This window comes from Pseudoxanthomonas sp. Root65, from assembly GCF_001427635.1.
Taxonomy (GTDB): domain Bacteria; phylum Pseudomonadota; class Gammaproteobacteria; order Xanthomonadales; family Xanthomonadaceae; genus Pseudoxanthomonas_A.
In genome coordinates, this window is record NZ_LMHA01000001.1 from 1,029,421 (window position 1) to 1,051,837 (window position 22,417).

Annotated in this window: 23 protein-coding genes; 12 read left to right on the plus strand and 11 right to left on the minus strand. The window is 68.2% G+C overall.

The genetic code is table 11. The features are described from left to right. The first annotated feature begins 72 nt into the window (after window positions 1-72). Window positions 73-1,275, plus strand: a complete 1,203-nt coding sequence (gene gltS, locus ASD77_RS04495) for a sodium/glutamate symporter (RefSeq protein ID WP_055937914.1) — start codon at window positions 73-75, stop codon at window positions 1,273-1,275. 149 nt (window positions 1,276-1,424) lie between these two features. Here the strand turns inward: gltS and rsgA are convergent, their stop codons facing one another. After that, on the minus strand, window positions 1,425-2,558 hold the full coding sequence (gene rsgA, locus ASD77_RS04500; protein WP_082563123.1) for a ribosome small subunit-dependent GTPase A: 1,134 nt from the start codon (window positions 2,556-2,558) through the stop codon (window positions 1,425-1,427). Between the two features lie 92 nt (window positions 2,559-2,650). Between rsgA and ASD77_RS04505 the strand changes: the two genes are divergently transcribed. The 3 genes from ASD77_RS04505 to ASD77_RS04515 all read left to right on the plus strand — a co-directional run bounded on the left by ASD77_RS04505 (window position 2,651) and on the right by ASD77_RS04515 (window position 5,119). Continuing rightward, complete coding sequence (locus ASD77_RS04505) at window positions 2,651-3,931, plus strand: pyridoxal phosphate-dependent aminotransferase (protein WP_055937918.1); 1,281 nt, start codon at window positions 2,651-2,653, stop codon at window positions 3,929-3,931. 127 nt (window positions 3,932-4,058) lie between these two features. Further along, window positions 4,059-4,307 carry a DUF4926 domain-containing protein gene (locus ASD77_RS04510; RefSeq protein WP_055937922.1) on the plus strand — a complete coding sequence of 83 codons (249 nt, stop codon included), beginning with the start codon at window positions 4,059-4,061 and terminating at the stop codon, window positions 4,305-4,307. A 164-nt stretch (window positions 4,308-4,471) separates the two neighbouring features. Continuing rightward, the gene (locus ASD77_RS04515; RefSeq protein ID WP_055937925.1) at window positions 4,472-5,119 is read left to right on the plus strand and encodes an SGNH/GDSL hydrolase family protein; all 648 of its coding nucleotides are present in this window, start codon (window positions 4,472-4,474) and stop codon (window positions 5,117-5,119) included. Window positions 5,120-5,546: 427 nt separating this feature from the next. Here ASD77_RS04515 and ASD77_RS04520 read toward each other — a convergent pair whose 3' ends face one another. After that, window positions 5,547-6,374, minus strand: coding sequence for a polysaccharide deacetylase family protein (locus tag ASD77_RS04520; protein ID WP_200947359.1), 828 nt, complete (start codon window positions 6,372-6,374; stop codon window positions 5,547-5,549). Between the two features lie 49 nt (window positions 6,375-6,423). Here ASD77_RS04520 and grxD point away from each other — a divergent pair, with 49 nt between their 5' ends. Continuing rightward, the gene (grxD, locus tag ASD77_RS04525; RefSeq protein WP_055937931.1) at window positions 6,424-7,353 is read left to right on the plus strand and encodes a Grx4 family monothiol glutaredoxin; all 930 of its coding nucleotides are present in this window, start codon (window positions 6,424-6,426) and stop codon (window positions 7,351-7,353) included. Between the two features lie 287 nt (window positions 7,354-7,640). Here grxD and ASD77_RS04530 read toward each other — a convergent pair whose 3' ends face one another. The 4 genes from ASD77_RS04530 to ASD77_RS04545 form a co-directional block, all read right to left on the minus strand. Continuing rightward, entirely contained in the window at window positions 7,641-8,180 is a 540-nt protein-coding gene (locus tag ASD77_RS04530) for a DUF924 family protein (RefSeq protein ID WP_055937935.1), read from the minus strand. A 34-nt stretch (window positions 8,181-8,214) separates the two neighbouring features. Next, window positions 8,215-8,562 carry a VOC family protein gene (locus ASD77_RS04535; protein WP_235578475.1) on the minus strand — a complete coding sequence of 116 codons (348 nt, stop codon included), beginning with the start codon at window positions 8,560-8,562 and terminating at the stop codon, window positions 8,215-8,217. A gap of 72 nt (window positions 8,563-8,634) precedes the next feature. Beyond that, complete coding sequence (locus tag ASD77_RS04540; RefSeq protein WP_162247589.1) at window positions 8,635-9,288, minus strand: DUF695 domain-containing protein; 654 nt, start codon at window positions 9,286-9,288, stop codon at window positions 8,635-8,637. 56 nt (window positions 9,289-9,344) lie between these two features. Beyond that, entirely contained in the window at window positions 9,345-10,121 is a 777-nt protein-coding gene (locus tag ASD77_RS04545; RefSeq protein WP_055937943.1) for an AMP nucleosidase, read from the minus strand. Window positions 10,122-10,234: 113 nt separating this feature from the next. On the opposite strand from ASD77_RS04545, the gene ASD77_RS04550 reads away from it, so the two are divergent. After that, entirely contained in the window at window positions 10,235-11,656 is a 1,422-nt protein-coding gene (locus ASD77_RS04550) for an amidohydrolase (RefSeq protein ID WP_055937946.1), read from the plus strand. A 113-nt stretch (window positions 11,657-11,769) separates the two neighbouring features. After that, window positions 11,770-13,026 (plus strand): amidohydrolase family protein, encoded by a 1,257-nt coding sequence (locus ASD77_RS04555; RefSeq protein WP_055937949.1) that lies wholly within the window; start codon window positions 11,770-11,772, stop codon window positions 13,024-13,026. Between the two features lie 16 nt (window positions 13,027-13,042). Here ASD77_RS04555 and ASD77_RS04560 read toward each other — a convergent pair whose 3' ends face one another. Continuing rightward, entirely contained in the window at window positions 13,043-14,722 is a 1,680-nt protein-coding gene (locus tag ASD77_RS04560) for a diguanylate cyclase (protein WP_055937952.1), read from the minus strand. 262 nt (window positions 14,723-14,984) lie between these two features. On the opposite strand from ASD77_RS04560, the gene ASD77_RS04565 reads away from it, so the two are divergent. From ASD77_RS04565 to ASD77_RS04580, 4 genes are all read left to right on the plus strand, one after another. Then, window positions 14,985-15,929: a DegV family protein gene (locus ASD77_RS04565; RefSeq protein ID WP_055937955.1), complete on the plus strand. Its 945-nt coding sequence runs from the start codon at window positions 14,985-14,987 to the stop codon at window positions 15,927-15,929. 213 nt (window positions 15,930-16,142) lie between these two features. Beyond that, complete coding sequence (locus tag ASD77_RS04570) at window positions 16,143-17,102, plus strand: DegV family protein (protein WP_055937959.1); 960 nt, start codon at window positions 16,143-16,145, stop codon at window positions 17,100-17,102. A 45-nt stretch (window positions 17,103-17,147) separates the two neighbouring features. After that, the gene (locus tag ASD77_RS04575; protein WP_055937962.1) at window positions 17,148-17,492 is read left to right on the plus strand and encodes a hypothetical protein; all 345 of its coding nucleotides are present in this window, start codon (window positions 17,148-17,150) and stop codon (window positions 17,490-17,492) included. A gap of 33 nt (window positions 17,493-17,525) precedes the next feature. After that, a complete protein-coding gene (locus ASD77_RS04580; RefSeq protein WP_055937965.1) occupies window positions 17,526-18,209 on the plus strand; it encodes an ATP-binding protein in 684 nt (227 codons plus the stop codon). Here ASD77_RS04580 and ASD77_RS04585 read toward each other — a convergent pair. From ASD77_RS04585 to frmR, 4 genes are all read right to left on the minus strand, one after another. Continuing rightward, complete coding sequence (locus ASD77_RS04585) at window positions 18,191-18,550, minus strand: putative quinol monooxygenase (RefSeq protein WP_055937967.1); 360 nt, start codon at window positions 18,548-18,550, stop codon at window positions 18,191-18,193. The genes ASD77_RS04580 and ASD77_RS04585 overlap by 19 nt on opposite strands. After that, window positions 18,547-19,383 (minus strand): S-formylglutathione hydrolase, encoded by an 837-nt coding sequence (fghA, locus tag ASD77_RS04590; RefSeq protein WP_055937970.1) that lies wholly within the window; start codon window positions 19,381-19,383, stop codon window positions 18,547-18,549. Before fghA ends, ASD77_RS04585 begins: the two co-directional genes overlap by 4 nt. Window positions 19,384-19,562: 179 nt before the next feature. Continuing rightward, window positions 19,563-20,672 carry an S-(hydroxymethyl)glutathione dehydrogenase/class III alcohol dehydrogenase gene (locus tag ASD77_RS04595; protein WP_055937973.1) on the minus strand — a complete coding sequence of 370 codons (1,110 nt, stop codon included), beginning with the start codon at window positions 20,670-20,672 and terminating at the stop codon, window positions 19,563-19,565. A 15-nt stretch (window positions 20,673-20,687) separates the two neighbouring features. Next, a complete protein-coding gene (gene frmR / locus ASD77_RS04600; protein WP_055937975.1) occupies window positions 20,688-20,963 on the minus strand; it encodes a formaldehyde-responsive transcriptional repressor FrmR in 276 nt (91 codons plus the stop codon). A 151-nt stretch (window positions 20,964-21,114) separates the two neighbouring features. Between frmR and ASD77_RS04605 the strand changes: the two genes are divergently transcribed. Beyond that, window positions 21,115-22,368: a hypothetical protein gene (locus tag ASD77_RS04605; protein ID WP_055937979.1), complete on the plus strand. Its 1,254-nt coding sequence runs from the start codon at window positions 21,115-21,117 to the stop codon at window positions 22,366-22,368. Window positions 22,369-22,417 lie beyond the last annotated feature (49 nt).

Genomic DNA, 22,417 nt, shown 5'->3' on the forward strand with positions numbered 1-22,417 from the left:
TAGCGCGCCGGTCCGCACAAGCGGTGGAAGCTCGACTATGCTCGGGGCTCTTCCAACAGTTGCGGGGGCAGCATGCTGGAGCTCGATGCCGTACAGACACTGGCCTTCGCCGGCCTCGCCCTGTTCCTCGGCTATGCGCTCTGCCGCGTGGTCCCGCTGTTCTCCAAGTACAACCTGCCGGCGCCGGTGATCGGCGGCCTGGTGGTCGCGCTGGCCGTGCTGGTCGCGCGCCGCTACGAGGTGACGCTGTTCACCCTCGACACCAGTCTGCAGACGCCGCTGATGATCGCCTTCTTCACCACCATCGGCGTCAACGCCAGCGTGGCGCTGCTCAAACTCAGCGGGCGCCAGGTGGTGATCTTCCTGCTGCTCGCCACCGCGTTCGCCGTCGCGCAGAACCTGCTGGGCATGGCGGTGGCGATGGGCTTCGGCCTGCATCCGCTGTTCGGCGTGCTGGCCGGGTCCACCACGCTGACCGGTGGGCCGGCGACCGGCCTGGCGTTCGCACCGCTGTTCGAACAAGCCGGCGTGGAAGGCGCCGCCTCGATCGCGGTGGCGGCGGCGATGGCCGGCATCCTCTGCGGTGGCCTGCTTGGCGGACCGGTGGCCACGGTGCTGATCCGCCGCCACAAGCTGTACGGCGGCGTGCGCCTGGGCGCGCCGGACGAATCCTCGGCCGAGCCCGCCGGCGCGCGCGACACGGTGGACTTCGCCTCGCGCGAACATGCGGCGCTGAAGAGCATCGTGGTGATCCTGGTGGCGATGTGGGCCGGCGCCGGCGTCAGCCAGGGCCTGGCCGCGCTCGGCCTGACCCTGCCGGCCACCGTCGGCGCGATGATGGTCGGCGCAGCGATCCGCTATCTCGACGACCGCACCGGCTGGATCGGCCTGCCGGTCGCGACCACCGACCTGATCGGCAACGTCTGCCTGGCGCTGTTCCTCGCCGTCGCGCTGATGAACCTCAAACTGTGGGAACTGGCCGGCCTGGCCGCGCCGCTGCTGGTCAACCTGGCGCTGCAGGTCGCCCTGGTGGCGCTGTTCTGCGGCGTGGTGTTCCGGGTGATGGGCCGCGACTACGACGCCGCGGTGATGGGCGGCGGCTTCATCGGCTTCATGCTCGGCACCACCGCCAACGCGATGGCAGTGATGCGCACGCTGGTCGAACGCTACGGCATGGCCCCGCGCGCCTTCCTCGTGGCCCCGCTGGTGGGCGCCTTCTTCATCGACTTCAGCAATGCGCTGATCATCACGGGGTTCATCAATCTGTGGGATTGATCGAACGCTGGAACCTATCAGCCGTCACGATCTATCCACCGTCATCCCGGCGCAGGCCGGGACCCAGTGACTTCGATGTTTGGATGACGGTAGACGTGCAGAAAGACGCTGGGTCCCGGCCTGCGCCGGGATGACGGTGCGGGGTATTGCTAACGCTTCCCGTACTTGTCCGTCAGCCGCTTGTTCAGCGCCTTGCCCTGCACACGGGCATTCGATTTGTCGGCCAGGCGCGAAGCGAGCTTGTCGGCCGCGGCGGCGACTTCATCGCGCAGCTTGAGGTAGTTGAGGAAGCGGCCTTCGTCCAGCTCTTCGCTGTCGATGGCCGCGCGTACCGCACAGCCCGGCTCGCGGTCGTGCGAGCAGTCGCGGAACTTGCACTGCGCGGCCAGCGCCTCGATGTCGGCGAAGCCGCCGTCGGCCAGGTCTTCCTCGCCGGTCGGCTTCAGCTCGCGCATGCCGGGCGTGTCGATCAGGCACGCGCCCGCCGGCAACGGAATCAGTGCGCGGTACGTGGTGGTGTGGCGCCCGCGCGAATCGCTCTCGCGCACTTCACCGGTCTTCATTCGCTCGTCGCCGAGCAGCGTGTTGGTGATCGTCGACTTGCCTGCACCCGACGAGCCGACCAGCACCACCGTGTGGCCGGGTTCCAGCCAAGGTTCGAGTTGCGCGACGCTGTCCGGATCCTTCGCGTTGACGGTGAACACCGGCACGCCCTGCGCGGTGAGGTCGGCCAGCACCTCGACGGCGTCGTCGGCGTACTCGGTGCGGTCGGCCTTGGTCAGCACCACCACCGGCTGCGCGCCACCGCCGCCGACCAGCAGCAGGTAACGCTCGATGCGGCGCGGATTGAAGTCGGCATCCAGGCCGCAGACGATGAACACCGTGTCGATGTTCGCCGCGATCACCTGCTGGTGGTAATGCTCGCCGGCCGCGCCGCGCTTGATGCCGGTATGCCGCGGCAGCAGCGCGACGATGCGCGGCCGCTTGCCGGTGGCGTCTTCCAGCAGCACCCAATCGCCGACCGCGGGACGTTCATGTGCCGGAAAACGCGGGCGCTGCCATTCAGGCAGCGATTCGGCTTTCACCCCCACGCCGGGCGCATCGGCGACCACGTAACCGGAGCGGTGCTGTTCGATCACCCGCGCCGGGGTGGCCTGCGGATGCGCCGCCAGCGCCTCGCGCCATGCCGCATCCGTCGGTTCCTCCGTGTACGGCCAGCCGATGGCGCGCAGAAGGGTGACGTCGGACACGCTGGGGAGGGGGGTTTCGGGCATGGCGCGCATTCTAGACGCGGGCTGGCGCCAGCGGGGCCGGGCAGGCGAAATATCCGTTAAGCTGCCCGTCCTTCCGTTTTTCCGCCCCTGCGGTCACCGCCATGTCCACTCCGCCCGTCAAACCGCTCGCCACGCGCGAACGCCTGTCCGAAGTCCGCTACGAGATCCGGGGCGAACTGGCACGGCGAGCCCGCGAGCTGGAAGCGCAGGGGCAGAAGCTGATCAAGCTCAACATCGGCAATCCGGGCGCATTCGGTTTCCGCGCGCCCGAACACCTGCAGCGCGCGATCGCCGACGACATGGGCCGCACCGATCCGTACACGCACCAGCAGGGCCTGCCCTCGGCGCGCGATGCCATCGCCGCGGCGTACGCCAAGCGCGGCACGCCCGACGCGCACCCCGACCGCGTGTTCGTCGGCAACGGCGTGTCGGAACTGATCGACCTGTCGCTGCGCGCCCTGCTCAACCCCGGCGACGAAGTGCTGGTGCCCTCGCCCGACTATCCGCTGTGGTCGGCCGCGACCATCCTCAACGACGGCCGCCCGGTGTACTACCGCTGCGATCCGGACAATGACTTCCTGCCCGATCCCAGCGAGATCGAGCAACTGGTCAGCTCGCGCACCCGCGCGATCGTGCTGATCAATCCGAACAACCCGACCGGCGCCACCTATCCGCGCGAGCTGCTGGAACGCATCGTCGCCATCGCCGCCAAGCACCGCCTGCTGCTGATGGTCGACGAGATCTACGACCAGGTGCTGTACGACGGCGCCACCTTCGTGCCGGTCGCGCCGCTCGCCGGCGACGTGCCCTGCATCACCTTCAGCGGCCTCAGCAAGGTGCACCGCGCCTGCGGCTGGCGCGTGGGCTGGGGCGTGGTGTCCGGCCACGGCGACGTGGTGCGCGACTTCCTGCACGCGATGGACCTGCTCAGCGCGCTGCGCCTGTGCGCCAACGTGCCGGGCCAGTACGCCATCGACGCCGCGGTCAACGGCCCGGACACGATCAGCGCGCTGTGCGCGCCCGGTGGCCGCCTGTACGAAACCCGCCGCGCGGTGATCGAGGCCTGCGAGGCCAGCCCGCACCTGCAGCTGGTGAACCCGGCCGGCGCGCTGTACGCATTCCCGGCGGTGGTCGGCGATGCGGCGAAGAACTTCGACGACCACACGTTCGCCCTCGAACTGATGGAAACCGAAGGCGTGCTGGTCGTGCCCGGCTCCAGCTTCAACGTGCCCTACCGCCACCACTTCCGCGTCACCCTGCTGCCGGAAGCCGCGACGATGCGCGAGGTCTTCGCCCGCATCGACCGCGCCCTGACGCGCCGGGCGGAAGCAGCCACCAAGGTGGTGCCGATCAAGGGCAAGTCGCGACCGGCGGCGGCGTAAGCCGGATGTCGGTTGTGGGGATGGCGTGGGAGCGACGTAAGTCGCGAGACGGCATCCGGATGGCCCATCGCGACTTACGTCGCTCCCACATTCAGGCTCCATCCCTAAGGCAGGCAGGGGAACGCGGATGACCTTGAACATGTATGACATCGTCCGCGTGATAGCGCCGATACCCTCCGAGCGGGTCGACGCAAGCGCATCCAGAGCGAAGGACGTCCGTGTCGGCGACATGGGGGCGATCGTTATGGCTCTGGCCGCGTCCGAGGCGCGTACCGCGTATGAGGTCGAGTGTGTCGACCCCGACGGTCACACCCGCTGGCTGGCGACGCTGTTCGCAGACGAGATCGAGCGTGTGGCCCCTGTGGGAGCGACGTAAGTCGCGACCCCACGCTACAAAGTGCCTGTTGAACCCCATCGGGGGACAACCAAGGGCAGCCGTGACCCTGCGCCTAGGATGACCGATATTTCGCTGCAGGGTTGAATTCCCGGTCGCGACTCACGTCGCTCCTACAACGGGCCGGAAGGGCGCATCATGCGTCCATGACGACGCTCTCCGCCCCCCACACCACCGCCCTCACCGCCGAGCTGCGCTACCTGGCGCTCGGCGACTCCTACACCATCGGCGAAGGCGTGGACGAAGCCGGCCGCTGGCCGATGCAGCTGGCGCGCCTGCTGCGGATGGAGGGCATCCTGCTCGGCGATCCGCGCATCATCGCCACCACCGGCTGGACCACCGACGAACTGGACGCCGCGATCACCGCCGCCGAGCCGCTCGGCGAGCACGACTTCGTCACCCTGCTGATCGGCGTGAACAACCAGTACCGCGGCCGCAGCGTGGAGGAATACCGCACCCAGTTCGCCGCCCTGCTGTGGCGCGCCATCGGCTTCGCCCGCAACCGCCCCGACCGTGTGCTGGTGCTGTCCATCCCCGACTGGGGTGTCACCCCGTTCGCCGGGCAATCCGGCCGCGATACCGCACAGATCGCGCGCGAACTGGATGCCTACAACCTGACCGCGCGCGAGGTCTGCGCGCAGCGCGGCGTTTCTTTCGTCGACATCACTTCTGTCAGCCGTGCACGCGGTGCGGACCCGGCGATGCTCGCCGACGACGGCCTGCATCCGTCCGCCGCCATGTACACCGAATGGACGCGGCTGGCGTTTCCGATCGCGCATCATTTGCTCGCTTGAGCCCCTCTCCCAGCGGGAGAGGGGTTGGGGTGAGGGTCGGCGGCGTGGCGAAGGTTCGGCGGCTCGCACACCCTCATCCGGCGCTGCGCGCCACCTTCTCCCGGAGGGAGAAGGATTCAGCGTGCAATGGATCCAGGAGCAGTGGCGACAGATCCATGCATCGTGCGCGCAGCGCACGCTACATCCGCGTCGCGCTTCAAGCCCCTCTCCCACCGGGAGAGGGGTTGGGGTGAGGGTCGGCGGAGTAGCGACAGTTCGGCGGCCCGCACACCCTCATCCGGCGCTGCGCGCCACCTTCTCCCGGCGGGAGAAGGATTAAACCCACGGGCTGCGCGATTGCCAACGTTGCGTGCGCCATGCGCACGACGCGCGGTGATAAGTCCACGCGCAGTGGCGACGGATCCATGCCTCGCGCACACAGCGCACGCTACGCGGCGGCGATGGCGGCCGCCGGCGCCGCATCCGATTCGGGCAACACGGTGCGATAGCCCTGTGCATCCAGCCACGCCAGTAGCTGCGCCAGGATGGCCACGTTGTGGCCGTGCGCGGCGCCTTCATGCAGCAGCACGATGGCGCCGGGGGCGATGTCGCGGGTGATGCGCGCCAGTACCTGATCGGGGTGGCAGTCGACGCCGTCGAAGCCGCGCGCGCTCCATGCCACGCGGGCCAGGCCGTGGCGTTTCAGCGACAGGCCGACGAAGGGGTTGGTCATGCCCACCACGCTGCGGTACCAGCGCGGGGTGTCGCCGGTGATCGCGGTCAGGATCGACTGGTTGCGGCCGATCTCGTTTTCCATCGCACCCGGTCCCAGCCGCCAGAATCGCGTATCCGGATGACTCGCGCTGTGGTTGCCGATGCCGTGGCCGCGGTCGCGGATGGCCTGCACCACCGCCGGCTGCGCCAGCGCGCGTTCGCCGACCAGGAAGAACGTCGCCTTCGCCCCGTGGCGGTCCAACAGGTCGAGGATCGCCGGGGTGTCGGCCGAGGGACCGTCGTCGATGGTCAGCCATACCAGGCGCTCATGAGTGGGCAGACGCGACAGCGCCGGGCAGAACACGGTGGCGCGCGGATACAGCGTGGCCCACACCACCAGCAGGTGCGTGGCCATCATCGCCGGCAGGCCGACGGTCCAGCCGAACCGCCACCACAGCCAGGCCACGCCCACTTGCGACAGCGCCAGCAGGCCCAATATCAGTCCGGGACGGCGCGGCGGACGATGCAGTGTTCCTGTCGTGCTCATGCCCCATGATGCCACGGGGCGTAAAATCCCCCTCCGCTTGTCCTTCCGCTTACCGGTGCCTTTCATGTCCCTTGATCCCGCCCTGCGCTCGCGCATCGAATCCCTCCTGCAGTCCAACCGCGTGGTGCTGTTCATGAAGGGCCAGCCGACCATGCCGCAGTGCGGCTTCTCGGCCAAGGCGGTGGGTGCGCTGTCGGCGCTGGGCGTGGACTACGCCCACGTCAACGTGCTGGCCGACCAGGAAATCCGCGAAGGCATCAAGGTCTACGGCGACTGGCCGACCATCCCGCAGCTCTACATCGACGGCGAACTGGTCGGCGGCAGCGACATCATCGAGCAGATGACCAACTCCGGCGAACTGGCCACCGTGCTGGGCCTGCAGGCCCCCGACCGGACCCCGCCGGCGATCACCATCACCCCCGCCGCCGCCGAGATGCTGCAGAACGCCGTGGCCGACGCCGGCCCGGGCGCTGCGCTGGCGCTGGGCATCAACGCGCAGTTCCAGCCCAACTTCCAGCTGGCGCAGTTCGACGCCAACGCCATCGCCAGCGAATCCAATGGCGTGCGCGTGCAGTTCGACCTGGCCAGCGCGCGCCGCGCCGACGGCATCACCATCGACTGGGTGGACGACATCCGCGGCAAGGGCCTGGCCATCGACAACCCCAACGCGCCCAAGCCGGTTCAGGCGCTGTCGCCGATGGACGCCGATGCCAAGGTCCGCGCCAGCGAAGTGCTGCTGGTCGACGTGCGCCCGGCCGACGAGCGCGCCATCGCCTCGGTGAAGCTGCCCTTCAAGACCTTCGACGGCAACGGCCGTGCCGAGCTGGAAGCGCTGCCGAAGGACACCGCCATCGCCTTCCTGTGCCGCAGTGGCGGCCGCAGCCAGCAGGCCGCGGAAGAATTCCGCGCGCTCGGCTTCGCCAACGTCTCCAACATCACCGGCGGCATCAATGCCTGGGCCGACGACGTGGACGGCACGATCAGCAAGTACTGAGTCGCGTCGGACAGGACCCGGAAGGGCGGGCTCCGGCCCGCCTTTTCATTTGTTGGGCGCGGCACCTTGGAAGGTGTAGGAGCTTGGCAGGTGTGGGAGCGACGTAAGTCGCGACGGCCCCACCGTTCGCCCCGGTCGCGACTGACGTCGCTCCCACACCGGAAATATGCCTCGTAGGGTGGGCCCTGGCCCACCTTCGTGAACCTCCGGCCGCGCCGCGCGCGCCGGGTTATCGCCACGGACGCGGCCGTGACACACGGCAACGGTGGGCCGGGGCCCACCTTACTTCACCCGGCGAATCCGCCCGCCGCCAGGTAGTCGCGCTCTTCCTGCGTCGATGTGCGCCCCATCGCCTCGTTGCGATGCGGGAAGCGGCCGAAGCGGGCGATCAGATCGTAGTGCAGCTGCGCGTACTTGATGTAGTTCTCGTCACCGGTGGCGCGGAACAGGTCCACCGAACGTTGCTGGTCCTCCAGCATCTCGGAATGCTCGTACGGCATGTAGAAGAAGATCTTCAGCGCCGGATCGACCTGCGCATCGAAGCCCGCCTCGATGGCACGCGCGGCGTAGTGCCGCGCCAGCCCGTCGGTGGCGTACGAATGCGCGCTCTCCCGGAAGCAGTTGCGCGGGAACTGGTCCAGCAGCAGCACCAGCGCCAGCGCGCCCTCGGCATCGCCCATCCAGCCTTCCAGTTCGCGCCGCGCCACGCGGAAATGCAGCCCGCGGAACCGCTGGTCGAACTCGGCATCGAACGCATCGTCATTGGCGAACCACTTCTCGTAGCCGGCGTTCTTCCAGAAGGTGATGACGTCGTTGGATTCGTTCATGCGCTGCCTCGTGTTCGGGCTGGGGGATCGGGCCTCAGCCCGGAAGGACATGCCCGATGCGCCATAGCACGCCGGTCGGATCGATCAGGGTGAAGTCACGGATGCCCCATGGCCTGTCATCCGGCGTGCTGAGGCGGACGGAGAACCGGGCAACCACGCCTGAGGCCTCGACATTCCGGTGCCAGTCATCCGCGTTCTCGACCAGCAGGTGCATCACGAAATTCTCCGCATGCTCGCGTAGGTAGAACCGCGACAGCAGGAAGGCCGTGCTGCCATGGCGGAGATAGGCCAGCTCGTCCGACTCCCTGATCGCCTCGAAGCCCAGCGCTTCGTAGAAGGCGATCGACTCCGCGAGATCCTTCGCGGGGACGAAGGCTTTCATTTCGATCGTGTCTAGGTTCATCCGGCCTGCCCTGCTGTCTGGTTCACGGATAATGCACGACGTTCGACCGGATCAATGGGCCTTCGGAATCCCGGCGAGGATGGCCGCGATCTCCGACCATTCCGGATCGTGCTCGGCGGAGATATCCATGAAGTCGTTCTCCGGCACCAGCGCTTCCATCGCAGCGACATCCGAGGCGTACAGAATCCAGCGCCGTTCTCCCAGCCCGGTGCTTCGCGCTGCATTGAGGAACACGCGCCGGTCCGGATCCCATTCACGGATGTCGTCCTCCAGTCCGTTCAGCGCCTCAAGATCGTCGGCGTAGAGGGGCAAGCCCTTCTCATCCTCTTCGTAGGCGACTACGATCGTGATGCGATGCGGGAACGCGGCCCGCACGTCGGCCGGTGGAAGCGCGGGCATGACGCCCACGAAATGGGGGCGGCTCTCCGTCAGCGAGCGGAGCAGAAGCCACTGCTGATTTTCGCCGCTCCCGGCTTCGGATTGCGTAGAGGCGTTCACCTGTCTTTGCTCCTTGCCCGGTTCCCAGTGCTTGGCTGGGGTCGCCAACGACGCGGACTCACTCATCGTTGCGGACCCGTCGACAGGGGTGCGGGATTCCATGCCGGTGGTGCTGCCCGCTTTCACGGGAAGCACCCCGCACAGAAGCAATCCCGCCATGACGGCATGTCTGCAAAGGAACATCACGCTGACATCGTCATTCTTCACCACCCTGTTCCTCATTCGCCGATGCGACCTCGTGTCATTGGCGGTGTTCGACGCTACTACTCATCAAACCGCAAATGCCGCACCGACTTCCCGTTGCGGCGGATCAGCTTCAACGCTTCGATGCCGACGGTGATGTGGTTCTCCACGAATGACGAGCTGACCTTGGCGTCGCTGGCTTCGGTCTTGACGCCTTCGGGGATCATCGGCTGGTCGCTGACCAGCAGCAGGGCCCCCACGGGGATGCGGTTGGCGAAACCGGCAGCGAAGACGGTGGCCGTTTCCATGTCGATGGCCATGCAGCGCATCGCGCGCAGGCGCTCCTTGAAGGCGACGTCGTGTTCCCACACGCGGCGGTTGGTGGTGTAGACCGTGCCGGTCCAGTAGTCGTGGCCCAGGTCGCGGATCATGGTGGAGACCGCGCGCTGCAGCGCGAACGCCGGCAGCGCCGGCACTTCCGGCAGCAGATAGTCGTTGCTGGTGCCCTCGCCGCGGATCGCCGCGATGGGCAGCACCAGGTCGCCCAGCTGGTTCTTGCGCTTCAGCCCGCCGCACTTGCCGAGGAACAGCACCGCCTTGGGCATGATGGCCGACAGCAGGTCCATCATGGTGGCGGCATTGGGGCTGCCCATGCCGAAGTTGATCATGGTGATGCCGTCGGCGGTGGCGCTGGCCATCGGCCGGTCCAGGCCGACGATGGGCGCGCCGGTCAGCTGCGAAAACACGTTGAGGTAGCCGCCGAAATTGGTCAGCAGCACATGCTCGCCGAACTGATCCAGGGGCACGCCGGTGTAGCGCGGCAGCCAGTTGTCGACGATCTCGCTCTTGTCCTTCATGGAAGCCTCTTTTTCTTGTTGTTGTGTCGCGATTCTGGCACGACTGCGACGCACGCACTTGGCAAGGCGCGTCGCGGCCGGTTAGGTTTCGGGTCTGTTCCGGGGGATACACGATGCGAATGACCTTGTTGGCCGGGCTGGTCCTGGCCGCGCTGGGCAGCGGCGCGCACGCCGCCACGCCCGCGTCCCGCTTCACGCAGGACCCTTACCCCAGCACCTACCGCGCCCTGCCGGGCGGACCGGTCCTGCTGGCCAACGCCACCGTGCTGACCGGCACCGGCGAACGCCTGGACGGCGCCGACGTGCTGCTGGCCGAGGGCAAGGTGGCGGCCGTGGGCCGCGGCCTGTCCGCACCCGAGGGCGCTATCCGCATCGACGCGACCGGCAAGTGGGTGACGCCGGGCCTGATCGACGTGCACTCGCACCTGGGCGTGTATCCCAGCCCCGGAGTGAAGGCGCACAGCGACGGCAACGAGGCCACCGCGCCGGTAACGGCGAACGTGTGGGCCGAGCATTCGATCTGGACGCAGGACCCGGGCTTCCACACCGCGCTGGCCGGCGGCGTGACCTCGATGCAGATCCTGCCGGGCTCGGCCAACCTGGTGGGCGGCCGCGGGGTGACGTTGAAGAACGTGCCGTCCACCAGCTACCAGGGCATGAAGTTCCCCGGTGCGCCGTGGGGGCTGAAGATGGCCTGCGGCGAGAACCCCAAGCGCGTGTACGGCGGCAAGGCCGGTCCGGCCACGCGCATGGGCAACGTGGCCGGTTACCGCGCGGCCTTCATCGATGCCAGCGAGTACCTGAAGAAGAACGCACCCAAGCCGCAGCAGCCGAAGAAGAAACGCTGGTGGGACCGCGCCAGCGGTGGCGAGGGCACCGACAGTGGTGGTGATGCCGGCGGCAAGCGCGACCTGAAGCTGGACACGCTGGCGGGCGCGATCAACGGCGAGATCCTGGTGCACATCCACTGCTACCGCGCCGATGAAATGACCACGATGCTGGACCTGGCCAAGGAGTTCGGCTTCAAGGTCGCCGCGTTCCACCATGGTGTGGAGGCGTACAAGCTGGCCGACCGGCTGGCGCAGGACGGCGTCTGCGGCGCGCTGTGGGCGGACTGGTGGGGCTTCAAGATGGAGGCCTTCGACGGCATCCAGGAGAACATCGCACTGGTCGACCGCCCGGCCAACGGCTGCGCGATCGTGCATTCGGATTCGGACGAAGGCATCCAGCGCTTGAACCAGGAAGCGGCGAAGGTGATGGCGAATGCGCGCCGCGCCGGCATGGGCGAGATCGCGCCGGAGCGCGCGATCCGCTGGGTGACCAGCAACGCGGCCAAGTCGCTGGGCATCGCCGAGCGCACCGGCACGCTGGAGGCCGGCAAGATGGCCGACGTGGTGGTGTGGAATCAGAACCCCTTCAGCGTGTACGCCAAGGCCGAACAGGTCTACATCGACGGCGCCCGCATCTACGACCGCCACGACCGCAGCCGGCAACCGGTGTCGGACTTCATGCTGGGCCAGGAGGTGATGCCGTGAAGCGCATCAGTAAAGTTTCCTTCCGTCATCCCGGCGAACGCCGGGACCCAGCGACTTTCGATGAGCCCCGCGATACCGACAGCAAGAGGCACTGGGTCACGGCCTTCGCCGGGATGACGGTGAGAACGCTGGCAATCGCGATCACACTGGCGTCGACCTCGCTCACCGCATTCGCTCAGGACATCCTCATCCGCAACGCCACCGTGCACACCGCCGGCGCGCAGGGCACGCTGCAGAACGCCGACGTACTGGTGCGCAATGGCGTGATCCAGTCCGTCGGCAGCGGCATCGCGGCGCCCGGCGCGACGGTGGTGGAGGCCAACGGGCGGCCGCTGACGCCGGCGTTCTTCGGTGGCATCACCGAGATCGGCATCGAGGAGGTGTCGGGTGAATCCTCGACGGTCGATGCGGCGGTGACGCTGGAAGACCAGCCGATGCGGCCGGAGTTCGACGTGACGCTGGCCTACAACCCGGCCTCGGTGCTGATTCCGGTGACGCGGGTGGAAGGCATCGGCTTCACCTTGCTGGCCGCGTCGACCGGCGGTTCCTTCATCGCCGGCCAGGGCGGCGTGATGCGGCTGGACGGCAGCGCCGATCCGGTCGGTCCGCGCGCGCTGTTCGTGCGGTTGGGCAGTGGCGGCGCGGAACTGGCCGGCAAGTCGCGGGCGGCGCAGTGGATGCTGCTGGACCAGATGGTGGCCGAGGCGCGTGGCCGCGTGCCGGCCGATTCGCCGCATGCGCTGCTGACGCCGGCCGGTCGCGCCACGCTGGCGCGCTACCTGGCCGGCAATGGCCGCATCGTGGTGCAGGTGCACCGGGCCGCCGACATCCGCCAGCTGCTGCGCTGGGCCCAGCGCGAGAACGTGCGCATCGCCATCGTCGGCGGTGCGGAAGCGTGGAAGCTGGCGCCGCAGCTGGCGCAGGCGAAGGTGCCGGTGTTCGTGGATGCGCTGGCCGCGCTGCCGGCCGACTTCGACCAGATCGGCGCGTCGCTGGAGAACGCGGCGCGGCTGGACGGCGCCGGCGTGAGCGTCAGCTTTTCGCAGGCCGGCGATGCCTCGCACAATGCGCGCAAGATCCGCCAGCTGGCCGGCAACGCGGTGGCCAACGGCCTGCCGTGGGAAGACGGCCTGGCCGGCCTGACCCGCGTGCCGGCGGAGGCGTTCGGCGTGGGCGACCGCGTGGGCACCATCGCGCCGGGCAAACTGGCCGACCTGGTGCTGTGGAGCGGCGATCCGCTGGACGTGGCCCACACGGCGGAACAGCTGTGGCTGGGTGGACGGGCGATCCCGATGCGCTCGCGCCAGACCGAACTGCGCGACCGCTACCTTCAGCAGGCCGGTCCGCTGCCGCGCGCGTATTCAAAGTAAGCGACGCCGGGCGGCGTCATTCCACGGAGGCGCCCGCGGGCGCCTCCGTCAGTCCTGCGCCCTCGCACGGGGCCTCTTCGGCGACGATGCGGTCGCCGCCGGCCCGCTTGGCCACGTACATCGCCTGGTCGGCGCGCGCGATCAGCGAGGCCACGGTATCGCCGTCGCGCGCCTGTGCGGCGCCGATGCTGGCGGTCACGCCTACGGCCACGCCTTCCACCTGCGCGCAGTCGTGGCGGATGCGTGCGCAGACCTCTTCGCCGATGCGCATGGCGGTGTGCAGTTCGACGCCGGACAGCACCAGCACGAACTCCTCGCCACCCAGCCGGCCGAGCTGGTCGCCGTACTGGAACTGCTGGCTGACCACGCGCGTCACCGCGCGCAGGCAGGCATCGCCGATGGCGTGACCATGGCGGTCGTTGACCTGCTTGAAGTGGTCCAGGTCGATGAAGAGCAGCGACACGGGAATGTGTTCGCGCGGGCGTTCGATCAGCGCCCAGTCGAGGCGGTGTTCGATGGCGGCGCGGTTGAGCATGCCGGTCAGGCCATCGCGCTCGGCATGCGCCTTGGCGCGGTCGCGCTCGCGGCGGAAGGTCAGCATGCGGTCGGCCAGGCCCAGCGCGAGCACGACGGCGGTGAACGCCAATACCCACGGCAATCCGTATTCCAGCCACGGCTCCGGCCGCTCGCCGCCGCTGAAGCGGAACGCGCGCATCATGGTGAACACCAGCAGCGGCACCCAGGCGATCAGCACATAGGCGGCATGGCGCTGGCCGCGGAACCAGGCCACCACCAGCGTGGCGAGCGTGATGGCGTTGGTCAGCAGGAACAGGGCATTGGCGATGTCGGGGAACCACGCCTTGTCGGCCGGCCAGGGCGACAGCAGCAGAACAAGGGTCGCGCCGCAGCCGTAGACGCCGACGGCGCGCATCGCCAGCGCCAGCCGCGGCGTGGCCTGGCGCAGGCCGGCGTAGTCCAGCCACAGCAGGACCAGCAGGATGGTGGCCAGCGAGCCGGAGAGCCAGATGCCCTGCGCACCGAAGCGCGCCAGCACCGACAAGCCCGGCCACGCGTACGCTTCGCCGTACGAGCACAGGGCGTACAGCAGCTGGAACAGCATGGCGCCGGCGTACAGCAGGTAGACGCGGTCGCGCAGCATGGCCCAGAACAGCAGCACCGCCAGCGACACGCCCAGCACCATGCCGATCGCCGGCAGCACCAGCCGCACATGCCAGAGATCGGCGGCGGCGTAGGCCGGGGCGGATTCCACGGCGACCCGCAACGGATAGCGCGCGCCCTCGACCTTCACGTCGACCGGGCCATCGCCGGTCAGCGGGAACACCAGGGCACGCCGGCTGTACTGCGGCTCGAGACCGGCGCTGAAGATGTCCTGCCGGCGTGGCGCGGCGCCGCTGCCGTCCTTCACGGTCACGCGCGCGGTGTACGGGTGGTAGAACACCAGCAGTGGCTGCGAGACGCCCGGCGTGGGGTGCACCCGCCACGTGCCGTTGCCGATCACGCGCATGCCCCCGGCGTCGCCCTCGAAGCGACGTTCCGAAAACAGTCCCGCGCGCTGTCCGGCCTGCTGTTCCAGCGCCACTGGCTGGAGGCGGTCGATCCGCGCGATGTTCTCCCCACGCGCGCCTACCGGCAGCAGGGCCAGCAGCAGCAGTAACGACCCCCACCGCTGTGTCATGTTGCCCCTTCCCTATGCGGCGAGTGTCGGGCCGGGCCTGGAGCGGGACAAGCCGCATCCGGGCCGATTTGTGACTTGATTCACATAACTTGTGCGCACGGGACCCCGACGTCCATCTGACCGCGGCCCCGTTTTGCCGGCCGGATCACGTCACAAAAGAGTGACGCAACGCACACTTCATGCGTTTATCCAGCGACTTGAGTGCCGTTCTCCGCTAGTTTTCCGGAGATAGATACAAATGCGACGATGCCGGGAGGGGCTAATGCGCATTGGGATAGTCGTCGATTCGGCGTGCGACCTGCCGCTGGAATACCTCGAACAACACAACATCGTGATCCTGCCGATCACGGTGCGCATCGGCGAGGCCGTGCTGGCCGACCACCGCGACGAGCAGGCCACGCTGAGCTTCCTGCACGCGCACGTGGCCGAGCGCGGCCACGAGGCCGAGACCACGCCGTTCACCGTCAACCAGATCCGCGACCTGTTCCTGGGCCGCCTGGTGATCGATTACGACCACGTCTTCTGCATGACGATCACCAAGACGCGGTCGCCGATCCACGAGAACGCGATGCAGGCCAGCTTCGCCATCCTCAACGACTACAAGCCGGTGCGGCAGGCTGCGGGCCACAACTCGCCGTTCGCGTTGCGGGTGATCGACACGCAGAACCTGTTCGCCGCGCAGGGCATCACCGCCGTCGAAGCCGTGCGCATGCGCGATGCCGGTGCCAACGTGCAGCAGATCCGCGTGCGGCTGGAGGAGCTGGCCAACCACACGCACGGCTACATGATCCCGCGCGACCTGTACTACCTGCGCAACCGCGCGCGCACCAAGGGCGACCGCAGCGTCGGTCTGCTCAGCGCCGCGCTGGGCAGCGCGTTGGACATCAAGCCCGTGCTGTACGGCCACGCCGGCAACACCGAGCCCGTGGCCAAGATCAAGGGCTTCGAGAACGCGGTGGAGCAGATGTTCAAGTTCACCGGCAACCGCGTGATGGCCGGCCTGATGACGCCGACGCTGTGCCTGAGCTACGGCGGCGAACTGGCGGAACTGCGCGCCCTGCCCGGCTACCAGCGCCTGCGCGACATCTGCGAGAACAATCAGGTCGAGGTGTTCGAGAGCGTGATGAGCCTGACCGGCATGGTCAACGTGGGCAAGGGCGCGGTGGTGGCCGCCTTCGCCGCGCCGCCGGCGCCGTTCAAGGTCTGATCCTGCACGGGCGCGCCGCAGCGCGCGCTCAGAACACAATCACATTGGTGCACGACACCGCGCACAGTCGTCGCGGAACGCGTGCGCGATTCCGCAGCTCGAGACCGGCAGGGCTGCGACACCGCCCGCAGTTCCCGCCAATGTGCCAAGACAGCCGCCCGCGCATTGCCTAGCGTTCGCTCCGGGGATGGGACATCGGAAGGGAGCGGCGGCATGCGCATCGGCATCGTGGTCGACTCCGCCTGTGACCTGCCGGCGGAATTCATCCGCCGGCATGGCATCGAGATCCTGCCGCAGCAGGTCAGGATTGGCGATGCCCTGCTCCGCGACCGGCATGACGACGACGAGCGCCGGCACTGCCTGGCGAGCCGGTCGCTGGTGCACGAGCGCAGCATCGAAACGCTGCCGCCCACGGTGGACGACGTGCGCCGCCTGCTGCTGGAGCGCTGGGTGATCGACTACGACCACCTCTTCTGCCTGACCACCTCCGGGCGACGCAGCCGCCTGCACCACAACGTCATGCAGGCCGGCTTCGCCATCCTCAACGACTACCATCCGCTGCGTCAGGCCGCCGGGCACGCGTCGCCATTCGCGCTGCGCGTCATCGATACCCACAGCCTGTCGGTCGGCCAGGGCATCACCGCGCACGAGGCGGTGCGCCTGCGCGGCGCGGGGGAGAGCGTGGCGCGGCTGCGCGCGCGGCTGGAACTGCTGGCGGCCCACACCTACGCCTATGTGGTGCCGCGCGACCCGCGCTATCTCGCCGCACGCAGCCAGGATCGGATCGAGCGCGGCGTGGGCATGGCCGGCGCCATCGTCGGCGGCCTGCTGGACATGAAGCCGCTGATCCGTGCGCATCGCGGCACCCAAACTGCCGTCGCGATGGTGCGCGGCTTCGAATCGGCGGTACGGCGGCTGTTCGACTTCACCCGCCGCCGCATCGAGAGCGGCCTGCTGGCGCCGGTGCTGTGCGTGGGCTACGGCGGCGAACTGTCCGAGCTGCGCGCGCTGCCGGGCCATGAGGCGCTGCGCAACGCCTGCATTGCGGCGGGCGTGGTGATGACGGAATGCAGCCTGAGCCTCACCAGCCTGGCCGACCTGGGCTACGGCGCGCTGGGCGTCGGCTTCGCGGCGGGGCCGCATGCGTTCGACGATGGCATAACGTCGGGCTAACACCCCGGTTGGCTACGCTACGCGTCCAGAGTCTGCGGGGGTGCCATGGCCGTCCGTTACTACATCAGCCTGCCGGATCCGCGCCGCGCGCGCGGCGGCGATCCGGCTTTCAGCTTCGATGCGCACGGCGCGGACGAATTCGCCGCGCAGTTGCAGCATGCACTGCGCACCAGCAGCCTGTTCGAGCGCTGGCGCGCGCGCCAGGATGAACCCGATGAAGTCGATCCCGGCCTCGGCGTGACCGACGACGATGCCACCGTGCGTGGCCAGCAAGACGACCTGAGCATCCTGCTGGTGGCGACGTCGTCGATTCCCGGCCAGGTGCTGAAGCACCGCCTGCGCCTGCTGGCCGGCAGCGCCTGGGAGCTGCGTGACGTTTCCGCGGCGTAGCCGTCCCACGGCCCGCACCCGCGTCGCTTGCCGATGACGACCCGCCTGCCGGTACTGATGGCGTGGAGCGGCGGCAAGGACGCAGCGTGGACGTTGCACGTGCTACGCCAGCGCGCCGAGGTTGAGGTGGTCGGTTTGCTGACCACGATCACCCGCGAGTACGACCGCATCTCCATGCAGGGCATCCGCCGCAGCGTGCTGCACGCGCAGGCCGGCGCCACCGGCCTGCCGCTGATCGAAGCGATGATTCCTGCGCGCTGCGTCAACGACGATTACGAGCAGGCGATGGCGGCCGCGCTGGCGGACGCCGCGCGACGCTGGCCGAGCCTGCACACGGTCGCGTTCGGCGACCTGTTTCTGGAAGACATCCGTGCCTGGCGCGTGGAGAACCTGGCGAAGATCGGCTGGGAGGTACTAACGCCGCTGTTCGGTGCGGATACCGCCAGGCTGGCGCGGGAGATGCTCGACGGCGGCCTGCGTGCGAACCTGTGCTGCGTGGATACGCAGCAGCTCGATGCGCGTTTCGCAGGAAGCGCGTTCGACGCCACGCTGCTCGCCGCGTTACCGACCGGCATCGATCCCTGCGGCGAGAATGGCGAGTTCCATACCTGCGTATGGTCCGGACCGATGTTCGACGCGCCGCTCGCGCTGCTGAAGGGCGACACCGAACTGCGCGACGGACGCTTCGCCTACACCGACTACGCGTTGCCGGTGTGACCCGCCGCCGGCCAGTTGGCCAACGGGACCAGCACCTGCGGTTCGCGCGGTCCCTGCAGCAGATCCGGCAACCGAGCTTCGTAGTCGCGCCGGTAGGGCTTGTCCTGTCGCACGAGGAACGTCGCCACATCGGGTTCGGCCCAGCGCTCGTACAGCGTGAACAGGGTTGGATCGTTCGCGTCGCGGTGCAGGGCGCACGAGAGGAAGGTGTCCTCCTTCGACATCGCCCCGACGATGTCGTGCACCGCCCGCAGCCATTCGTCGACCCGTTCCGGCTTCACCCGCAGGCGGACGTAGAACACCAGCGGAACGGGCGTGTCGGTAGCGTGGTCGAGGCTCATCGATGCAGGGCCTTCGCGTGATGCGCGATGTGGTCGCCGATGAAGCTGGCGATGAAGTAATAGCTGTGGTCGTAGCCGGGCTGCAGGCGCAGCGTCAGCGGATGACCCGTGGCCTCGGCGGCCGCCTGCAGCCGTTCGGGCTTCAACTGCGTCTCCAGAAACTCGTCCGCATCGCCCTGGTCGACCAGCAGCGGCAAGCGCTCCTGCGCACCGGCGATCAGGGCGACGGTGTCGTACGCCTTCCACGTGTCGCGATCTTCGCCCAGATAGGCACCGAACGCCTTCTCGCCCCACGGGACCTGTGACGGCGCCACGATCGGCGAGAACGCCGAGACGCTGCGGTAGCGACCGGGATTCTTCAGCGCGATCGTCAACGCGCCGTGCCCGCCCATCGAATGGCCGCTGATCGCACGCGCGTTGTTGACCGGGAAGTCCGCCTCGACCAGCGCCGGCAGTTCGTCGACTATGTAGTCGTACATGCGGTAGTGCGTCGCCCACGGCGCCTGCGTGGCATTGACGTAGAAGCCCGCGCCCTTGCCCAGGTCGTAGCCGTCGGCGTCAGCCACGTCGTCGCCGCGCGGACTGGTGTCCGGCGCGACCAGGATCACCCCGTGTTCGGCGGCATACCGCTGTGCGCCGGCCTTGGTGATGAAGTTCTGCTCGGTGCAGGTCAGGCCGGACAACCAGTACAGCACCGGCAGCGTCTGCGTCGCGGCCTGCGGCGGCAGGTAGACGGCGAAGCGCATGGTGCAGCCGAGCGTGCGTGAGGCATGTTCGTAAACGTCCTGCCAGCCGCCGACGCAGGCGCGGTGTTCGATGCGTTGGAGTGTCATGGTGATTTCCGTGTTCCCTTCTCCCGCCGGGAGAAGGTGGCGCAAAGCGCCGTATGAGGGTTCGGCGAAGCGGGGTAGCCTACCGGATGCGGATGCTGCAAGAAGCGCGGCGTCCGATCATCGGGATGACGCCGCACCCTCACCCCAACCCCTCTCCCGGCGGGAGAGGGGCTTTGACATCAGTAATGCACCACCGAGCGGATCGACTTGCCTTCATGCATCAGGTCGAAGGCGTCGTTGATGCCGTCCAGCGGCATGGTGTGGGTCACGAACGGCGCGAGTTCGATCTTGCCCTTCATCGCATCCTCCACCATGCCCGGCAACTGCGAACGGCCCTTCACGCCGCCGAACGCGGTGCCCATCCACTTGCGCCCCGTGACGAGTTGGAACGGACGCGTGGAAATCTCCTGCCCCGCGCCAGCGACACCGATGATCACGCTCTGGCCCCAGCCGCGGTGCGCGCACTCCAGCGCCGCGCGCATGACGTTGACGTTGCCGATGCACTCGAACGAATGGTCGACGCCCCATCCCGTCATCTCCACGATGACCTGCTGGATGGGCTTGTCGAAGTCTTTCGGGTTGACGCAGTCGGTGGCGCCGAACTGCCTGGCCATCTCGAACTTGGAAGGATTGGTGTCGATGGCGATGATGCGACCGGCCTTCGCTTGGCGTGCGCCCTGGATCACCGCCAGGCCGATGCCGCCCAGGCCGAACACGGCGACCGAATCGCCGGGCTGCACCTTGGCGGTGTTGTGCACGGCGCCGATGCCGGTGGTGACGCCGCAGCCGAGCAGGCAGACGTGTTCGGGGTTCGCGTCAGGATTGATCTTCGCCAGCGACACCTCGGCGACCACGGTGTACTCGCTGAAGGTCGAGCAGCCCATGTAGTGGTACAGCGGCTGCCCTTCATACGAGAAGCGCGACGTGCCGTCGGGCATCACGCCCTTGCCCTGGGTGGCGCGCACCGAGGTGCACAGGTTGGTCTTGCCGCTCTTGCAGAACAGGCATTCACCGCATTCGGCGGTGTACAGCGGGATCACATGGTCGCCCGGCTTCACGCTGGTCACGCCTTCGCCGACCTCGACGACGATGCCCGCGCCCTCGTGACCCAGCACGACAGGGAACAGGCCTTCCGGATCTTCGCCGGACAGGGTGAACGCGTCGGTATGGCAGACACCGGTGTGGGTGATCTTCACCAGCACTTCGCCGGCTTTGGGCGGGGCGACGTCGATCTCGACGATCTTCAGCGGTTCGCCGGCGGCGAAGGCGACAGCGGCACGGGACTTCATCGGAGGCACTCCTGCTTACTTGAGATAGGAACGGACCAGCGCGATGGCGGTATCGATGCCGGTCTCGCGCTGTTCAGGGGTCGAGGCCGGATGCGCGAACTCCTCGCGCAGGTGGCTTTCCAGGATGTCCGACATCAGCCCGTTGACCGCGCCGCGCACGGCAGCGAGCTGCTGCAGCACCGGCCCGCAGTCGGCGCCCTCTTCCAGGGCGCGCCCCAGCGCGTCCAGCTGGCCGCGCATGCGGCGCACGCGGGTCAGGGCCTTCTTCTTGTCGTCGGGCGAGTGGGGCACGGCGGCCTTCCTGATAGTGGGGGGGAGTATATGCGGGTCCGTCCGTCGGGGCAAAGCGGCACGGCGACCGGCGCGGCGTGCCCGGTGCGTGTCCCCTGTGGATGCCTTCCTTCGCATACCACCCCATCGCCTTCATCAGGAACTTGCCGCCATGCGCCGACCGCCACTCAAACCCGTCCTCGCCACCGCGCTGATCGTCGCCCTGCCCGCCAGCAGCGCGCCGCCCGCCGGTCCTGAAACCCAGGTCTGGATCGATGTCGCCACGCACTCGATGGCCGGCATGCCGGACTTGGGCGCACTGGGCGGCCTGGCCGGCCGGATGATGGGCGGCGAGAAGGGGCCGCAGGGTTATCCGCAGTCTCGGAACATCCCGGCCACCCAGGGCCGCGTGCTCGACATCGCCCTGCACAACCGGCTCAAGCCCGGCATGCCGGCCGAGCAGGCGGTGCCGGCAGGACTGGGCGTGGGCAAGTTGCTGTCGTTGCTGCCGCCGCCGCCGGGCAAGGACGTCGAGGATCCGAAGAATCCCGAGATGCACGACATCGAAGTGACCATCCGCCAGTACTGGGGCTGCAGCGCCACCGTGCGCCCCGGCCAGCCGAAGGTGATGACGCTGAAGATCAGGAACGGGCAGTTCCAGCAGGACGGCGCGATCGCACCGGGCCTGTTCGTTCCCGACCGCGACATCGATGTGAATCCGAGTTACGCGCTGTGGCCGAACCAGAAGAACAGCCGCCGCGTCGGCGAGCGGTCGTCGATGGTGGGCCAGCACCGCATCACCGGCGACGGCGTGCCCGCCTCCCTGCAGTTCGATCTGGGGCAGAACGCGGACTTCATGCCGAAGATCGCGCTGCAGACGCGGGGCGAACTGACCGACAGCATCGCCCTGAGCTGGCAACCGGTCGATCGCGCCAGGGCCTATTTCCTCAACGCGATCGCGATGCAGGACGAGCGCAACTTCACCGTGTGGAGCAGCGCCGAGGTACCCGGAGCGGGACACGAACTGGTGAACTATCTGACCGGGTCGTACATCGACAAATGGCTGAAGCAGAAAGTGCTGCTCGCGCCAGGCACGACGAACTGCGCGATTCCACAGGGGATCTTCAAGGCTACCGCCAAGAGCGGACAAGAGGGCGGATTCGCCTCGCTCAACATGATCGCCTACGGCCCTGAAACCAACATCGTGTGGCCTCCCAAGCCCGCGGATCCGAAGCAGCCCTGGGATCCGGAATGGAACGTGCGCGTGCGCACCAAGGCGACCACCGTCGCGATGCTGGGCATGGACTTCGGCGACATGGGCGGCATGCCGACCGGCGATGACGAAGGCGACGGCAAGCAGGACCCCGAGAAGAAGGAAGAAGGTGGCGCCAAGAAGCTGTTGCGCGGCCTGCTGCGCAACTTCTGATCCCGACATCGGCAGGCCGTGCGCCTGCCGGCCTCCGCCATGGATGACA